Here is a 16578-nt window from a genome sequence, read left to right on the forward strand (position 1 = left end):
CCGACCTTCCTTTCCGGGGCGGGGGGCGCCGGCGGCCGGGGGGCCGCCCCCCGCCCGGCCGGGGCGGGGCGCCCGCCGTTCCGGGCGCCCGGAACGGCGAGCGCCCCGGTCCGCCAGTCCCCCGCCAGGGCGGGGCCGAGCTGGTCCAGGTACGTCTCGGTCAGTGCGCGCAGCGAGTCCACGCCGGCGTCCCGCCCCCGCCCCCAGAGCTGCCCGGTCACCCGCAGCACCCCGCAGAACGCGGCCACGGCGACCCTCGGGCGCGGATCCTCGTCCACGTCCAGGCCCTCGCGCCGGGCGATCAGCGTCGCCACCTGGTTCTCCAGGTGGCAGCTCCGCCGCAGGTGGGCGGCGAGCAGCGAGGGTGTCGACTCGATCATCCGGTACGTGCGCATGTGGAGTTCGACCGTGATGATCTCCTCGATCGCCTCGCCGATGCTGTTCCAGGCGCGCAGGACCGCACCGCGCAGCGCCTCGAACGGGGTCTCCTCGGCGGGACGTTGGCGCAGCTCCGCGAGGAAGCGCGACTCGACCATCTCCTGGATGGCGAAGACGGCCTCCTCCTTGCTGGCGAAGTAGCGGAAGAAGGTGCGCTGGGAGACCTCCACCGCGTCGACGATCTCGTCGACGGTGGTCTCCTCGTACCCCTGGGTGGTGAAAAGATCGAGGGCGGTGTGCAGCAGGGCGTCCCGGGTGCGGCGCTTCTTCCGTTCGCGCAGCCCGGTCGAGCGTGCGGCCTGCTGCCCAGCGATCACTTGAACGGTCCTCTTTCTCCTGCTCTGTCCGACTCAGCGTACCTGTGAGCTACGTGACAGTTACTGGCTTGTGAATTGGTTTGTCAACTGTCAGAGGCTGACACTAGTGTCCCCGGCATGACTAGTCAGACCACCGTCGAAAAGGCGTCGCGGGAGCCGAACGGCTCCGTCGATCCCGCACCTGCCAAGGGGCTGCGCGGCCACCCCTGGCTGACGCTCTTCTCCGTGGCCATCGGCGTGATGATGGTCGCGCTCGACGGCACGATCGTCGCGATCGCCAACCCCGCCATCCAACAGGACCTGAAGGCCTCGCTCGCCGACGTCCAGTGGATCACCAACGGGTACATGCTCGCCCTCGCGGTCTCCCTGATCACCGCGGGCAAGCTCGGTGACCGGTTCGGCCACCGCCAGACCTTCCTCATAGGCGTCGTGGGCTTCGCCGCGGCGTCGGGGGCCATCGGCCTCTCCGACAGCGTCGCCCTCGTGATCGTCTTCCGGGTGCTCCAGGGCCTCTTCGGCGCCCTGCTGATGCCCGCCGCGCTGGGCCTGCTGCGCGCCACCTTCCCGGCCGAGAAGCTGAACATGGCGATCGGCATCTGGGGCATGGTGATCGGCGCCTCCACCGCGGGCGGCCCGATCCTCGGCGGTGTGCTCGTCGAGCACGTCAACTGGCAGTCAGTCTTCTTCATCAACGTGCCGGTCGGTGTGATCGCGCTCGTGCTGGGCCTGGTGATCCTCCGCGACCACCGCGCCGAGAACGCGCCGCGCTCCTTCGACATCGGCGGCATCGTGCTGCTGTCGCAGGCGATGTTCTGCCTGATCTGGGCGCTCATCAAGGGCGCCGAGTGGGGCTGGGGCGACTACAAGACGATCGGCTTCCTGGGCGGCGCGCTGGTCCTGTTCGTGGTCTTCGCGCTCTCCCAGAAGAACGTCAGGGAGCCGCTGATCCCGCTCGCGATGTTCCGTTCCGTGCCGCTGTCCGCGGGCACGGTCCTGATGGTGCTGATGGCCTTCGCCTTCATGGGCGGGCTGTTCTTCGTCACCTTCTACCTCCAGAACGTGCACGGCCTGAGCCCCGTCGACAGCGGTCTGCACCTGCTGCCGCTGACCGGCATGATGATCGTCGCCTCGCCGCTCGCGGGTGCCATGATCACCAAGTTCGGCCCGCGGGTCCCGCTGGTCGGCGGCATGGTGTGCACGGCGACCGCCATGTTCGGGATGTCCCAGCTGGAGATCGGCACCGGCACCCTGACCATGTCGATCTGGTTCGGTCTGCTCGGCCTCGGCCTCGCCCCGGTGATGGTCGGCGCCACCGAGGTCATCGTCGGCAACGCCCCGATGGAGCTCTCCGGCGTCGCGGGCGGTCTCCAGCAGGCCGCCATGCAGGTCGGCGGCAGCCTCGGCACGGCGGTGCTGGGCGCGGTCATGGCCTCCCAGGTCGACTCGAAGCTGGAGGGCAACTGGAAGGCCGCGCAGCTCCCGCCGCTGAGCCCGGAGCAGCTGGACCAGGCGTCCTCGGCCGTCGAGGTCGGCATCCCGCCGGTGGGCGGCGACGTCCCGCCGGAGATCGCGCAGAAGATCGCGGGCGTCGCCCATGACACCTTCGTGTCGGGCATGAGCACCGCGTTCATGGTCGCCGGCATCGTCGCGGCGGGTGCCGCGGTGGTCGCCACCCTCACCAAGCGCGGCGAGAACGCCGCCGCGGGAGCGGGCGCCGGTCACATCTGACCGGTCCCGCCACGCCCCGGGACCCGGCGTCCGTACGCCGACGCCGGGTTCCCGCACGTCAACACAGCGCGCACGACAGCCCCGCCGGATCGCTCCGGCGGGGCTGTCGCCTATCAGGGTGGTGTGGTCCGCGGCCCCTTTCCCGGGCGCCGCGCCGCAGGTCAGGGTGCATACGACTGATCCACCGATCCACAAGCCACGGGGGCTGATGACCATGCGCACGACCTTCCTCGCCGCGGCCCTGGCCGCCACCGCCCTGATCCCGCCGGCCGCCGGCCACCTCGCGGGCCCGGGGACCGCCCCGCGCCCCGCGGGCGCCCGCACCGCGCACGGCACGGCGTCCGTCGGGCTCGGGAGCTGCGGGAGCGGCCAGCTCTGCCTCTGGGCGAAGCCGGACTTCACCGGGGCCCGGCAGACCCACGAACTGTCCACCGTCGACATCGAGAGCTGCGTCCCGCTGCCGAAGGGCGCCGCCGTCCAGTCGCTCGCCAACCGCACCGGGCGCCCCGTCACCACCTACCAGTCGGCGGAGTGCGCCGAGACCGGCGAGTTCGAGACCTATCCCGGCGGCGGCACCTGGACGCCCCGGTCCCCGTATCAGGTCAGGGCCTTCAAGATCTGGGAGAACTGACCGGAAACGGGACCGGGGGGAGGGTCCGGGGCCGGGCACCGGGAAGTCGGCGAACCGGAGCACCGGCCCCGGACACCGAAGGGCGGCGGGACCAGGAGGTCCCGCCGCCCTTCACGCGTCGAATGCTCAGGCGTCGCCGCCGGCCGCGCCCGGGTCGGCCGCCGTGACGTCCAGCAGCTCGTACCGGTCGATGGCCTGCTTCAGCAGCGAACGGTCGATCCGGTTCTCCTTCGCGAGCTCGGTGAGCACCGCCAGGACGATCGACTGCGCGTCGATGTGGAAGAACCGGCGGGCCGCGCCACGGGTGTCGGCGAAGCCGAAGCCGTCCGCGCCCAGCGACTGGTACGCACCGGGCACCCAGCGCGCGATCTGGTCCGGCACCGAACGCATCCAGTCCGAGACCGCCACGAACGGGCCCTCGGAGCCGGAGAGCTTCCGCGTGACGTACGGCACGCGCTGCTCCTCCTCCGGGTGCAGCAGGTTGTACCGCTCCACCTCCACGGCCTCGCGGCGCAGCTCGTTCCAGGAGGTCGCCGACCAGACGTCCGCGCGGACGTTCCACTCGTCGGCGAGGATGCGCTGCGCCTCGACCGCCCACGGGACCGCCACGCCGGACGCCATGATCTGGGCCGGGATCTCGCCCCGCTCGGCGGCCTTGAAGCGGTACACGCCCTTGAGGATGCCCTCGACGTCCACGTTCTCGGGCTCGGCCGGGTGCTGGATCGGCTCGTTGTAGACGGTGAGGTAGTAGAAGACGTCCTCGCTGTTCTCGCCGTACATCCGGCGCAGGCCGTCCTTGACGATGTGCGCGATCTCGTAGCTGAACGCCGGGTCGTAGGCGACACAGCCCGGGTTGGTCGAGGCGAGCAGCTGCGAGTGGCCGTCCGCGTGCTGGAGGCCCTCACCGGTCAGCGTCGTACGACCGGCGGTCGCACCCAGCACGAAGCCGCGCGCGAGCTGGTCGGCCATCTGCCAGAACTGGTCACCGGTGCGCTGGAAACCGAACATCGAGTAGAAGACGTACACCGGGATCAGCGGCTCGCCGTGCGTGGCGTACGCCGAACCGGCGGCGATCAGCGACGCCGTGCAGCCGGCCTCCGAGATGCCGTCGTGCAGCATCTGGCCGGTCGGCGACTCCTTGTACGCCAGCAGCAGGTCGCGGTCCACCGCCTCGTACTGCTGACCCAGCGGGTTGTAGATCTTCGCGCTCGGGAAGAAGGCGTCCATGCCGAAGGTGCGGTACTCGTCCGGCGCGATCAGCACGAAGCGCTTGCCGATCTCCTTGTCCCGCATGAGGTCCTTCAGGATGCGGACGAACGCCATGGTGGTGGCGATCGACTGCTGGCCCGAACCCTTCTTCGCGGTCGCGTACGTCTTGTCCTCGGGCAGGACCAGCGGCTTCGCGCGCACCACACGGGTCGGGACGTAACCGCCCAGGCCCTTGCGGCGGTCGTGCATGTACTGGATCTCCTCCGAGTCACGGCCCGGGTGGTAGTACGGCGGCAGGCCGTCCTCCAGCTGCTTGTCCGTGATCGGGATGTGCAGCCGGTCGCGGAACCGCTTGAGGTCCTCGACCGTGAGCTTCTTCATCTGGTGGGTCGCGTTGCGGCCCTCGAAGTTCGGCCCCAGGGTCCAGCCCTTGACCGTCTGCGCCAGGATCACCGTCGGCTGGCCCTTGTGGGCCTTGGCCGCCGCGTAGGCCGCGTAGACCTTCTTGTGGTCGTGACCGCCGCGGCCCAGGTGCAGGATCTGGTCGTCGGTCATGTCCTTGACCATGTCGCGCAGCCGCGGGTCGTCCCCGAAGAAGTGCTCACGGATGTACGCGCCCGACTCGGTGGCGTACGTCTGGAACTGGCCGTCCGGCGTGGTGTTCAGCTTGTTCACCAGGATGCCCGTGCGGTCCTGCGCGAGCAGCGGGTCCCAGGAGCGGTCCCAGACCAGCTTGATGACGTTCCATCCGGCACCGCGGAACTGCGACTCCAGCTCCTGGATGATCTTGCCGTTGCCGCGCACCGGGCCGTCGAGCCGCTGCAGGTTGCAGTTGACCACGAAGGTGAGGTTGTCCAGGCCCTCGCGGGCGGCGATGGAGAGCTGGCCGAGCGACTCGGGCTCGTCCATCTCGCCGTCGCCCAGGTACGCCCAGACGTGCGAGTCGGAGGTGTCGGCGATGCCGCGCGCCTCCATGTAGCGGTTCATCCGGGCCTGGTAGATCGCGGCGAGCGGGCCGAGACCCATCGAGACGGTCGGGAACTCCCAGAAGTCCGGCATCAGCCGCGGGTGCGGGTAGCTGGACAGACCGTTGGGCGCCTTCGACTTCTCCTGGCGGAAGGCGTCGAGCTGCGCCTCGCTCAGCCGGTCGAGCAGGAAGGCACGGGCGTAGATGCCCGGGGAGGCGTGTCCCTGGAAGAAGATCTGGTCGCCGCCGCGGCCGTCGTCCTTGCCCCGGAAGAAGTGGTTGAAGCCCACGTCGTACAGCGAGGCGGAGGAGGCGAAGGTGGCGATGTGACCGCCGACGCCGATGCCCGGACGCTGGGCGCGCGACACCATCACGGCCGCGTTCCAGCGGGTCGCGTTGAGGACCTTGCGCTCGATCTCCTCGTCGCCGGGGAAGAACGGCTCGTCCTTCGTGGCGATCGTGTTCACATAGTCCGTGCTGCGCATCTCCGGCACGGCGACGCGCTTCTCTCGCGCGCGCTCGATGAGCCGGAGCATCAGGTAACGGGCCCGCTCGCGGCCGCGCTCGTCGACCGCGGCGTCGAGCGAGTCGAGCCATTCCTGGGTCTCTTCGGGATCGAAGTCCGGGACCTGGCTCGGCAGGCCGCCAATGATGATCGGGTTGCGATCGGATCCGGAAGCCACGCTGTTCCTTCGCTGTTCGGTGGTGCTCTACGGGGCCTGATGGAGGGAGAACACGCCCCCGGGATGTATGCATGTACGCCATCACCATCGTGTACCGCGGGGGCGCAAACGTCATCTCTACCGAGGGGTAACCGTCGTGTTGTGAGACATCGCGACCGCAGTACGGGGATGGGCTGGGCCAAACCGCAACCATACGCCCAAGGCGTCCAAGCGTTCCCAAAGGATGTTCGACTCCGAATGAGGGACCGAAACGGCATAAGCTGTGGAAGGACGTAAATGGGGGTGGACGGCAGCGCCGGGCCCCGCGGAGGGATCCGCCGACAGTGCGGCGACGTGGCAGGGAACGTCACCGTTTAGGCGGTCTCGCACGCTGGGTACTTGCGCGATCCGCCACTCCCGTGTGGACTACGGCCAACGCCCCGCGTACGCGCGTGGCTGAAGCATTTTCCGAAACATGATCAGGAGGCAACCCGTGAGCGCGACCGCGGACCACGCGGAGGAGCGGACCAACCCGGCTGCACGCCTGGGGTTCGAGCCCGGACAGGTGGTCCAGGAGATCGGCTACGACGACGACGTCGAGCAGGAGCTCCGTGAGGGCATTGAGGCCACAATCGGCCAGGATCTCGTCGACGAGGACTACGACGACGTCGCCGACGTCGTGCTGCTGTGGTTCCGGGACGAGGACGGCGACCTTACGGACGCGCTGGTGGATGCCATTGGTCTGATCGAGGACGGTGGCACGGTCTGGCTGATGACGCCGAAGACCGGCCGTGACGGATACGTCGAACCGAGCGACATCAACGAGGCCGCGCAGACGGCCGGTCTCTCCCAGACCAAGAGCATCAGTGCGGGCAAGGACTGGACGGGCAGCCGTCTGGTCACGCCGAAGGCGGCCAAGTCCAAGCGCTGAGCCACGCTCGCCGGGCGTTTCGCCCCGAAAGGCCCCCGACGGCACCGAGCCGGCCGGGGGCCTTCGTACGGGCCGGGGCCCTTCGAGGGGCCTTCCGCACGGTCAGCCGGGGCCCCGGTGCAGGCCCGCAGCGTCCTCGCACGGACCCGCGGGGTCCTCGCACGGACCCGCGAGGTCCTTCCGTGCGGCCCGCGGAGGCATCTCCACGGCCCTCCGGGCCCCGGGAGCCGGGCCGGCCGGCCCGTGGGCTCCGTGTGGCCGGGCACGGGCTCTGCGTAGGGTGGGGACCACCCGGACAGCCCAGCCCGGTCAACGTAGCGAAGGGACGCTTTTCATGGCGATCGAGGTCGGTACCAAGGCCCCGGATTTCGAGCTGAAGGACAACCACGGCCGGACCGTGAAGCTCTCCGACTTCCGTGGCGAGAAGAACGTCGTGCTGCTCTTCTACCCGTTCGCCTTCACCGGCGTCTGCACGGGTGAGCTCTGCGCGCTCCGTGACGAGCTGCCGAAGTTCGAGAACGACGACACCCAGCTGCTCGCCGTCTCCAACGACTCCATCCACACCCTGCGCGTCTTCGCCGAGCAGGAGGGCCTCGAGTACCCGCTGGTCTCGGACTTCTGGCCGCACGGCGAGACCTCGCGGGCCTACGGCGTCTTCGACGAGGAGAAGGGCTGCGCGGTGCGCGGCACCTTCATCATCGACAAGGAGGGCGTGGTGCGCTGGACCGTCGTCAACGGTCTGCCCGACGCGCGCGACCTCAATGACTACATCAAGGCGCTCGACGCGCTCTGATCGAAGGTCTCCGGACGCGGGCCCCGGACGGGTGCCCCGGCCGGGAACCACCGACCCCCCGATCCGCGACTTCCGAACCGGGACTTCCGGCCGGGGCCGGGTCCGCGGTCCTCGCCCCGCGATCCCGCGGTCCGGGACCGGCGGATCTGCGGCCGACCCGGCCAAAAGCCTGCTTTGGCCGGGAACCGGTCACTAGGATCCAGTCGTTGATCGGATGCCAACGCAACGTGGAGGCGCCGGCGTCCGCCGGCCCCCAAGGAAACCAATGGGAGGACTCGTGGGAGTCAGCCTCAGCAAGGGCGGCAACGTCTCGCTGACCAAGGCCGCACCCAACCTGACCGCGGTCATCGTCGGTCTGGGCTGGGACGCCCGTACCACCACCGGTGGTGACTTCGACCTCGACGCCAGCGCCCTGCTGACGAACGCCGAGGGCAAGGTCGGCAGCGATGGCAACTTCGTCTTCTTCAACAACCTCAAGAGCCCCGACGGCTCCGTGGAGCACACCGGTGACAACCTCACCGGTGAGGGCGAGGGCGACGACGAGGTCATCAAGGTGAACCTCGCCGGTGTCCCGGCCGATGTCGAGAAGATCGTCTTCCCGGTCTCGATCTACGAGGCCGAGACCCGCCAGCAGAGCTTCGGCCAGGTGCGCAACGCGTACATCCGCGTGGTCAACCAGGCCGACAACACCGAGCTGGCCCGCTACGACCTCAGCGAGGACGCCTCGACGGAGACCGCCATGGTCTTCGGCGAGCTGTACCGCAACGCGGGCGAGTGGAAGTTCCGCGCCATCGGCCAGGGCTACGCCTCGGGCCTGCGCGGCATCGCGCAGGACTTCGGCGTCAACGTCTGAGAAGACGCGACAGGGCCCGCCGTCCGGGCGCGGCCCGGTCCATGCCAGCAGAAAATCCGTCCGGCGCCGCACTTCCGTGCGGCGCCGGATGCGGCTCAACAGACGGTTCAACAAATCGGGGAGGACACACCATGGGCGTCACGCTCGCCAAGGGAGGCAATGTCTCCCTCTCCAAGGCCGCACCCAACCTCACCCAGGTGCTGATCGGGCTCGGCTGGGACGCACGATCCACCACGGGCGCCGATTTCGACCTCGACGCCAGCGCCCTGCTGTGCCAGTCGGGCCGGGTACTCGGCGACGAATGGTTCGTGTTCTACAACAATCTGACGAGCCCCGACGGCTCCGTGGAGCACACCGGGGACAACCTCACGGGTGAGGGCGACGGCGACGACGAGTCGGTCATCGTGAATCTCACGCAGGTGCCGGCGCACTGCGACAAGATCGTCTTTCCGGTATCGATCCATGACGCGGACAATCGCGGGCAGACCTTCGGCCAGGTCAGCAATGCGTTCATCCGCGTGGTGAACCAGGCGGACGGTCAGGAACTCGCGCGTTACGACCTCAGCGAGGACGCCTCGACGGAAACGGCGATGATCTTCGGCGAGCTCTACCGGTACAACGGCGAGTGGAAGTTCCGGGCCGTGGGACAGGGGTACGCGTCCGGGCTGCGGGGCATCGCTCTAGACTTCGGGGTCAACGTTTCGTAAAACCGCGCACGGCGCGGGGGAGCCCCGTACACACCGGGGGAGACCCGTTACTTACACGATGGGGTAGCCAGTGCTTCTGAAAACCTTCGGCTGGTCGTTCGCGGTCACCGCGCTAGGCCTTGCCGCAGCTGCGTTCTACGGGGGGTGGGAGGCCTTCGGGGTGGTCGCGATCCTCTCCGTCCTGGAGATCTCGCTGTCCTTCGACAACGCGGTGGTCAACGCGGGGATCCTGAAGAAGATGAATGCCTTCTGGCAGAAGATCTTCTTGACGATCGGCGTGCTCATCGCGGTCTTCGGTATGCGACTGGTGTTCCCCGTCGTAATCGTGGCAGTCACCGCCAAGATCGGCCCGATCGAGGCGATCGACCTCTCGTTCAACCAGCCCGAGCGCTACCAGGAACTCGTCACCGACGCCCACCCGGCGATCGCCGCATTCGGTGGCATGTTCCTGCTGATGATCTTCCTCGACTTCATTTTCGAGGAGCGGGACATTCAGTGGCTGCGCTGGATCGAGCGTCCGCTCGCCAAGCTCGGCAAGGTCGACATGCTGTCGGTCTGCATCGCGCTCATCGTGCTGCTGGTCGCGGCCATGACCTTCGCCACCAACGCGCACCAGCACGGCGGCGGTCACGCCGACAAGGCGGAAACCGTTCTGCTCGCCGGTGTCGCGGGTCTGATCACCTACCTCATCGTCGGCGGCCTCTCCGGCTTCTTCGAGAACAAGCTGGAGGAGGAGGAAGAGCGCGAGCACGAGGCCGAGGAAGAGGCCAAGCGGAGCGGCAAGAAGGTCTCGGCCGTCGCCCTCGCCGGCAAGGCCGCGTTCTTCATGTTCCTCTACCTGGAAGTGCTCGACGCGTCCTTCTCGTTCGACGGTGTCATCGGCGCCTTCGCCATCACCAACGAGATCGTGCTGATGGCCCTCGGCCTCGGCATCGGCGCCATGTACGTCCGTTCGCTCACGGTCTACCTGGTCCGTCAGGGCACGCTCGACGACTACGTCTACCTGGAGCACGGCGCCCACTACGCCATCGGCGCGCTCGCGGTGCTCCTGCTCGTCACCATCCAGTACCAGATCAACGAGCTCATCACCGGCTTCATCGGTGTCGCGCTGATCGGTCTGTCCTTCTGGTCCTCGGTCCGGCGCAACAAGGCGCTGGAGGCCGAGGGCGGCGAAGGTTCCAAGGAGGAAGTCCCGTCCGGGGTGTGACCCGGTAGGGATTGAGGAACGCTCTCAGCGGGGCGGCCCGTACGGCGAAGGTTCTCCGGAGACATCCGGACCCGGCCCGGCGGCCGCCCCGCTGTGATGTGGGCGCCCCGTACGACGTGCGGGGCGGTCGCGGGACCGGGGCACTTTTCTACCGATTACGTGTGGGGGCTGGGGATGGGGTTCTGGGACAACCTGTGGCCGGGGCGGGAGTCGCCGTTCGATTCGGGCGGTGCGATCACCGACTCCATCGTGCTCTCCCGACGGCACGCCACGGTCTCGCTGAACAAACAGGGCACGGTGGCCGGCACGCTGCGGGTCAACCTCTCCTGGCGGATGCGCACGTCCGACATCGAGGGAAGATCGCGGCAGAGCGGCCGGCTGCTGCGCCCGCTGAAGCTCTTCCAGCCGGACGTGGTCCAGGCGCACACCCAGGGCATGGTCAACGTCGACCTCGACCTGGGCTGCATGTACGAGCTGAAGGACGGCACCAAGGGCGTCGTCCAGCCGCTGGGCAACCTCATCGGCGACCTGAACGGACCGCCCTACATCAGGCTCAGCGGCGACGACCGCTTCGGGGCGCCCTCGGGCGAGACCGTCTACGTCAACCTCGACCACCACGAGGAGATCAAGCGGCTGCTGTTCTTCGTCTACATCTACGACCAGACGCCGGCGTTCGACCGCACGCACGCCACGGTGACGCTCTACCCGACGGGCAGCGGACCGCGGATCGAGATCGAACTGGACGAGCGCGCCCCGCAGGCCCGCTCCTGCGCCGTGTTCACGGTGGAGAACGTCAAGGGCGAGCTGATCGTGCGGCGCGAGGTGAAGTTCGTGTACGGCTTCCAGTCGGAGCTGGACCGGATGTACGGCTTCGGCATGCAGTGGGGACGCGGCTACAAGTCCCGGACCTGAGCCCGAGGAGCCGCGCCGCCCCGGGGCGCCGCACGGGCGGCCCCGGAGGCTTCGGGCCCCTCACGAGGGCGGGCGCCGGGTGTCGGCTCGTACGGGTGCGGGGTTCAGGACCTCACGAACTGCGGGCCCTGCGGCGGCAGCACGAAATTCGGATCCGGGGCGGGCGCCGCGGCGGCTGCGGGCTGCGGATAGCCGTAGGCGGGGGGCTGGGCCGGGGGCTGCTGGGCGGCGGCCGGCTGCGGATACCCGTACCCCGGCCGGTTGGCGGGAGGAGCGGCCGGGTGGGTCGAATGCGCCGCCGCGGGCTGCGGATACCCGTACGCGGGCTGCTGGTGCTGCACCGTGGCCTGCGAGTCGGGGTCGGGTGCCGGGGCCGGCGGGAAGTCGGGCGCGGGCGGCGGGAAGCCGGGCGCGGGGGCCGGTGCGGGCACGGGGGCCGACGAGGGCTCCGCCGCGGCCTCTCCCTCGTCGACCGAGATGCCGAACGCGGTCGCCAGGCCGATCAGACCGGTCGGATAGCCCTGTCCCACGGCCCGGAATTTCCAGCCATCGCCGCGCCGGTAGAGCTCGCCGCAGATGATCGCGGTCTCCTCGCCGGTCTCCGGCCGTACGTCGAAGACCGCGAGCGGCTCCCCGTCGGCCGCCGCCGCGTCGTACAGCAGGATGCGCAGATCGCGCACCTGGGCGAACGCGGCCCCGTCGGAGGAGGCGGCGACGACCACCTGTTCGACCGTGGGGTCGAGCCTGTTCAGATCGGCCTCGATGGCGTCCGTGAGTCCTTCCGGGACGCTGCGCTTCGGGAGCCGTCGCACCAGGCCGGAAGGGTGGCGGGGCTGGTTGTAGAAGACGAAGTCCTCGTCCGAGCGCACGCGGCCGCCGCTTCCCAGCAGCAGTGCCGAGGCGTCCACGTCCGGGACGCCGGTGCCCGGGGTCCAGCGCAGCACGGCCCGTACGGCCATGGCGTCCAGAGGGACGTTCGAGCCCTTCACCATCGCGTGCGTCATGCATGTCATCCTGCCTGCTGGCTGCCCGCGCGGACAACGCGGGGTCGCACCGGATCTTCCGGAGCAACACCTTCCGCAGCGTTCCGGCACGTCGGGAAATGGACGAGTTACCCGGAATTCATGCACGTGGGGAACTGTCGACACCCGTCCGTACGTACTATTACCGGCCATACGTTGTCCGGCCGGTCAGGCAGTTCGGGGGAGTCACATGCGTCATTTCGGGCATATCACGCCCGCGGTGAGGGAGGCGTTGTTCTTCCGGGAACCGTGCGAATTCGGTGCGGACTCGCCGCCCCGGATGCTTTCGGCCGCCCTGGGCGCCACTCTGTACAGCCCTGCCACCAGGCCGCGGCTCGCCGACGACATCATCAAGCAGACCGGGCGCGGTGTCGTCTCCATGGTGCTGTGCCTGGAGGATTCCATCGACGACTCCGAGGTCGTCGACGCCGAGGAGAACCTGGTCAGGCAGTTCGCCGAGCTGGACGCGCGCGGCGTCGAGGGGCCCCTGCTCTTCATCCGGGTCCGGGAGCCGGGCCAGATCGTGGACCTGGTGCACCGGCTCGGCCGTACCGTCCGAATGTTGTCTGGTTTTGTACTTCCGAAGTTCACGGAAGAACGTGGCGTGCCCTTCCTGGAGGCGCTCTCCAAGGCCGAGAAGGCATGCAATCGGCGACTGTTCGCGATGCCCGTCCTCGAGTCGCCCGAGCTGCTGTACCTGGAGACCCGGAGCGAGACGCTCCGGGGGATAGCCCGCACCGTCGACGAGTACCGCGAGCAGGTCCTCGCGCTGCGGCTCGGCGTCACCGACTTCTGCTCGGCGTACGGGCTGCGCAGGTCGCCCGACATGACGGCGTACGACGTGCAGATCGTCGGCTCGGTGATCGCCGACGTGGTCAACGTGCTGGGCCGGGCGGACGGCACGGGCTTCACGATCACCGGCCCGGTGTGGGAGTACTTCCGGCTCCAGGAGCGCATGTTCAAACCGCAGCTGCGCCGCAGCCCCTTCCTGGAGGGCCGGGCCGAGGAGCTGCGCACGGCCCTGATCGAGCACGACCTGGACGGGCTGCTGCGCGAGATCGAGCTCGACCGGGCGAACGGCCTGCTCGGCAAGACCTGCATCCACCCGTCGCACGTGGCACCCGTGCACGCGCTGTCAGTGGTCAGCCACGAGGAGTACAGCGACGCCCAGGACATCCTGCGGCCGGAGCGGGGCGGCGGCGGAGTGATGCGCTCCGCCTACACGAACAAGATGAACGAGGTGAAGCCGCACCGCGCCTGGGCCGAGCGGACCCTGCGACGGGCCGAGGTGTTCGGCGTGGCGAAGGCGGACGTCGGCTTCGTGGAACTGCTGGCCGCGGGCCTCGCGGAATGAGCGCGGTGCGCACGGCGGGGACACGGCGGGGGACGGACGCACGGCGAGCAGCAGGCATACGGCGAGGCGCGGCGGGCATGCGGCTGGGCACGGCGGTGCGGCGCTGGACGGGCGTCCGGCGGCGAACGGGCGCGTCTCGATGAGCGGGCGCGCGGTGAGGAAGGAGACGGCGAACGTGGTGTGGTCGGGCAGCTGGGTGACGGAGCGACTGGGTGTGGAGCTCGTCGGCGACGGAAGGCCCGACGGCGACGGCGAGCTGAGAGAACTGCTGGGCCTCGCCCTGCGCCGCAACCCCAAGCGGGCCCACCTCCTCGTGTCGAACGTGCTCGGCAAGCACGTGCCGCAGAAGCCCTCCGTCGTGTACGGCGCCGGATTCGAGCTCGGCCGGCGGGTGCGCGAACTCCTCGGTGACGCCGAGGCGGGCCGGGCGGTCGTGCTCGGTTACGCGGAGACGGCCACCGGCCTCGGCCACGCGGTCGCCGACGGCCTGGGCGTGGCGCCGTACCTGCACTCCACGCGCCGCCCCGTCGAGGGCGTGACGCAGGCGGGCGGCTTCGAGGAGTCCCACTCGCACGCCACCTCGCACCTGCTGCTCCCGGAGGACCCGGAGCTGCTGGCGGCCCCGTCGGCCGCCGGGGCCCCCGACGGGCCGCTGGTGCTGGTGGACGACGAGTTCTCCACCGGCAACACCGTGCTCAACACCATCCGCGCGCTGCACGAGCGCTACCCGCGGAGCCGCTACGTCATTGTCGCGCTCGTGGACATGAGATCACCGGCCGACCGGGAAAGGCTGACCGGGTTCGCCGAGGAGACGGGCGCGCGCATCGACCTGGTGGCACGGAGCGCGGGCACGGTCCTCCTCCCGGAGGGCGTCCTGGAGAAGGGCCGTGCCCTGGTCGCCGCCCACGAGCAGCCGCAGTGGGAACAGAAGCCGGAACAGGGCCCGGAAACGGAACCGGAGCGGAAGCCGGAGCAGGAAACGGAGCGGAAGCCGGAACAGGGACCGGAGCGGGGGCCGGAAACGAGCTCGGTGGACGGCGCCGGGCGCGCGCGGGACGCCGGACCTGCCCCCGCCGCGTCCGCGGTCCGGCCCTGCACCCGGGTTGACCTCCGATGGCCCGCGGGTGTCCCCGACGGCGGACGGCACGGCTTCACCCCCGCCCACCGGACGGCGCTGGAACCGGCCCTGCCCGCCATGGCCGACCGCATCGCCGAGGCGCTGGGCGACGCCCGCCGTGTACTGGTCCTCGGTTTCGAGGAGCTCATGTACGCCCCCCTGCGCCTGGGCACGGCGCTGGAGGACCGTCTCGACGCCGAGGTGCGCTACTCCACCACGACGCGTTCCCCCGTCCTCGCCGTGGACGACCCCGGCTACGCGATACGCAGCCGGCTGGTCTTCCCGGCGCACGACAATCCGGCCGACGGGCCCGGCGACCGGTACGCGTACAACGTCGCGGGCGCCGGGTTCGACGCCGTGGTGCTGACCGTCGACTCCACCGCCGACACCCCCGAACTGCACGCGCCGGACGGCCTGTTGGCACAGCTTGCCACGCACACCGACCGCGTCCTGCTGGCAGTCGTCCCCTCGTACGTGCCCCCGGTTCCCCGGAAGGACGCCACCCCCACCCCCTTCTCCTCCTCTCCTTCCTCTTCCTCTTCTTCCTCCTCCTCCGACGGATCCGAACGGCAGGAAACCACCGTGCTGCCCGAGCCCCTTCGCGGCCCCGCCTTCTCCTCCTACGCGCCGGACGAGGTCGGCTGGCTGCTCCAGGACCTCTCGGACGCCGAACTGGAGGCGCCCACCGAGGAGCGCGAGGAGGCGATACAGAGCGGTGGCGCGCACTACGCCGAGTCGCTGCCCGTCGAGTACCAGCCGTCCGAGCGGTACCAGGAGCTGTTCGGGGCGGCGCTGGACCTGTCGGCCGCCCGGGTCGCCCGCGCGGTCGGCACCGTCACCGAGACGGTGCTCGCCGAGCGCGGCCCCCGCCCCGTCCTGGTCTCGCTGGCCAGGGCCGGCACGCCCGTCGGCGTACTCATGCGACGCTGGGCCCGTCACCGGCACGGCGTCGACCTGCCGCACTACGCCGTCTCCATCGTCCGGGGCCGGGGCATCGACGCCAACGCCCTGCGCTGGCTGGCCGCCCACCACGACCCGGCGGACGTCGTCTTCGTCGACGGCTGGACCGGGAAGGGCGCGATCACCCGCGAACTGTCCGAGGCGCTCGCCGGATTCGAGGGCTTCGACCCCGAGATCGCGGTGCTCGCCGACCCGGGCGGCTGCGTCCGCACCTACGGCACGCGCGAGGACTTCCTCATCCCGTCCGCCTGCCTGAACTCCACCGTCTCCGGGCTGATCTCGCGGACCGTGCTCCGTGCCGACCTGGTCGGCCCCGAGGACTTCCACGGCGCGAAGTTCTACCGGGAACTGGCGGACGCCGATGTGTCCGGCCACTTCCTCGACACCGTCGCCGCCCACTTCGACGAGGTCGCCGACGCCGTGGACGCCGAGGTCAAGGAACTGCTCACGGCCGACCGGGCGCCCACCTGGGAGGGCTGGGCCGCCGTGGAACGCATCAGCGAGGAGTACGGCATCCACGACGTGAACCTGGTCAAGCCGGGCGTCGGCGAGACGACCCGGGTACTGCTGCGCCGCGTCCCGTGGAAGATCCTCGCCAAGCGCGGCGCGGGCGCGGACCTCGACCACATCAGGCTGCTGGCCGAGCAGCGGGGCGTACCGGTGGAGGAGGTCGACGAACTCCCGTACTCCTGCGTCGGGTTGATCCACCCGAAGTACACCAGGGGCGCGACGGGTGCGGACGGCAGGGCGGTGGAGTCCAAGTGACCTCC

12 protein-coding genes and 1 pseudogene are annotated in these 16578 nt (G+C 69.8%); 10 read left to right on the top strand and 3 right to left on the bottom strand.

The genetic code is table 11. The annotated features are described in order from the left end of the window. Nucleotides 1-110: 110 nt before the first annotated feature. Nucleotides 111-755: pseudogene (locus ABZZ04_RS14680) on the bottom strand (TetR family transcriptional regulator); the annotation flags it as partial. Between the two features lie 117 nt (nucleotides 756-872). Between ABZZ04_RS14680 and ABZZ04_RS14685 the strand changes: the two are divergent. Together ABZZ04_RS14685 and ABZZ04_RS14690 are read left to right on the top strand one after the other, a co-directional pair. Next, complete coding sequence (locus tag ABZZ04_RS14685) at nucleotides 873-2483, top strand: MFS transporter (protein WP_356932563.1); 1611 nt, start codon at nucleotides 873-875, stop codon at nucleotides 2481-2483. Nucleotides 2484-2697: 214 nt separating this feature from the next. Then, on the top strand, nucleotides 2698-3114 hold the full coding sequence (locus ABZZ04_RS14690) for a peptidase inhibitor family I36 protein (protein ID WP_356932695.1): 417 nt from the start codon (nucleotides 2698-2700) through the stop codon (nucleotides 3112-3114). A gap of 126 nt (nucleotides 3115-3240) precedes the next feature. Here ABZZ04_RS14690 and aceE read toward each other — a convergent pair whose 3' ends face one another. Then, nucleotides 3241-5973, bottom strand: a complete 2733-nt coding sequence (aceE, locus tag ABZZ04_RS14695; protein ID WP_356932564.1) for a pyruvate dehydrogenase (acetyl-transferring), homodimeric type — start codon at nucleotides 5971-5973, stop codon at nucleotides 3241-3243. A 472-nt stretch (nucleotides 5974-6445) separates the two neighbouring features. Here aceE and ABZZ04_RS14700 point away from each other — a divergent pair, with 472 nt between their 5' ends. From ABZZ04_RS14700 to ABZZ04_RS14725, 6 genes are all read left to right on the top strand, one after another. Beyond that, the gene (locus tag ABZZ04_RS14700; protein WP_148834892.1) at nucleotides 6446-6883 is read left to right on the top strand and encodes a DUF3052 domain-containing protein; all 438 of its coding nucleotides are present in this window, start codon (nucleotides 6446-6448) and stop codon (nucleotides 6881-6883) included. A gap of 334 nt (nucleotides 6884-7217) precedes the next feature. Beyond that, a complete protein-coding gene (locus tag ABZZ04_RS14705) occupies nucleotides 7218-7676 on the top strand; it encodes a peroxiredoxin (RefSeq protein ID WP_189541777.1) in 459 nt (152 codons plus the stop codon). A gap of 277 nt (nucleotides 7677-7953) precedes the next feature. Beyond that, nucleotides 7954-8529, top strand: coding sequence for a TerD family protein (locus tag ABZZ04_RS14710; RefSeq protein ID WP_148835649.1), 576 nt, complete (start codon nucleotides 7954-7956; stop codon nucleotides 8527-8529). A 131-nt stretch (nucleotides 8530-8660) separates the two neighbouring features. Further along, nucleotides 8661-9236 carry a TerD family protein gene (locus tag ABZZ04_RS14715; RefSeq protein WP_148834890.1) on the top strand — a complete coding sequence of 192 codons (576 nt, stop codon included), beginning with the start codon at nucleotides 8661-8663 and terminating at the stop codon, nucleotides 9234-9236. A 70-nt stretch (nucleotides 9237-9306) separates the two neighbouring features. Next, nucleotides 9307-10443 carry a DUF475 domain-containing protein gene (locus ABZZ04_RS14720; protein ID WP_356932565.1) on the top strand — a complete coding sequence of 379 codons (1137 nt, stop codon included), beginning with the start codon at nucleotides 9307-9309 and terminating at the stop codon, nucleotides 10441-10443. A 174-nt stretch (nucleotides 10444-10617) separates the two neighbouring features. Next, a complete protein-coding gene (locus tag ABZZ04_RS14725; protein ID WP_356932566.1) occupies nucleotides 10618-11355 on the top strand; it encodes a Tellurium resistance in 738 nt (245 codons plus the stop codon). Nucleotides 11356-11459: 104 nt separating this feature from the next. Here ABZZ04_RS14725 and ABZZ04_RS14730 read toward each other — a convergent pair whose 3' ends face one another. Further along, the gene (locus ABZZ04_RS14730) at nucleotides 11460-12359 is read right to left on the bottom strand and encodes a TerD family protein (protein ID WP_356932567.1); all 900 of its coding nucleotides are present in this window, start codon (nucleotides 12357-12359) and stop codon (nucleotides 11460-11462) included. 208 nt (nucleotides 12360-12567) lie between these two features. Here ABZZ04_RS14730 and ABZZ04_RS14735 point away from each other — a divergent pair, with 208 nt between their 5' ends. Further along, nucleotides 12568-13731 (top strand): HpcH/HpaI aldolase/citrate lyase family protein, encoded by a 1164-nt coding sequence (locus ABZZ04_RS14735; RefSeq protein ID WP_356932568.1) that lies wholly within the window; start codon nucleotides 12568-12570, stop codon nucleotides 13729-13731. Nucleotides 13732-13870: 139 nt separating this feature from the next. Then, entirely contained in the window at nucleotides 13871-16573 is a 2703-nt protein-coding gene (locus ABZZ04_RS14740) for a phosphoribosyltransferase (protein ID WP_356932569.1), read from the top strand. Nucleotides 16574-16578 lie beyond the last annotated feature (5 nt).

Source organism: Streptomyces sp. NPDC006435 (genome assembly GCF_040612315.1).
Taxonomy (GTDB): domain Bacteria; phylum Actinomycetota; class Actinomycetes; order Streptomycetales; family Streptomycetaceae; genus Streptomyces.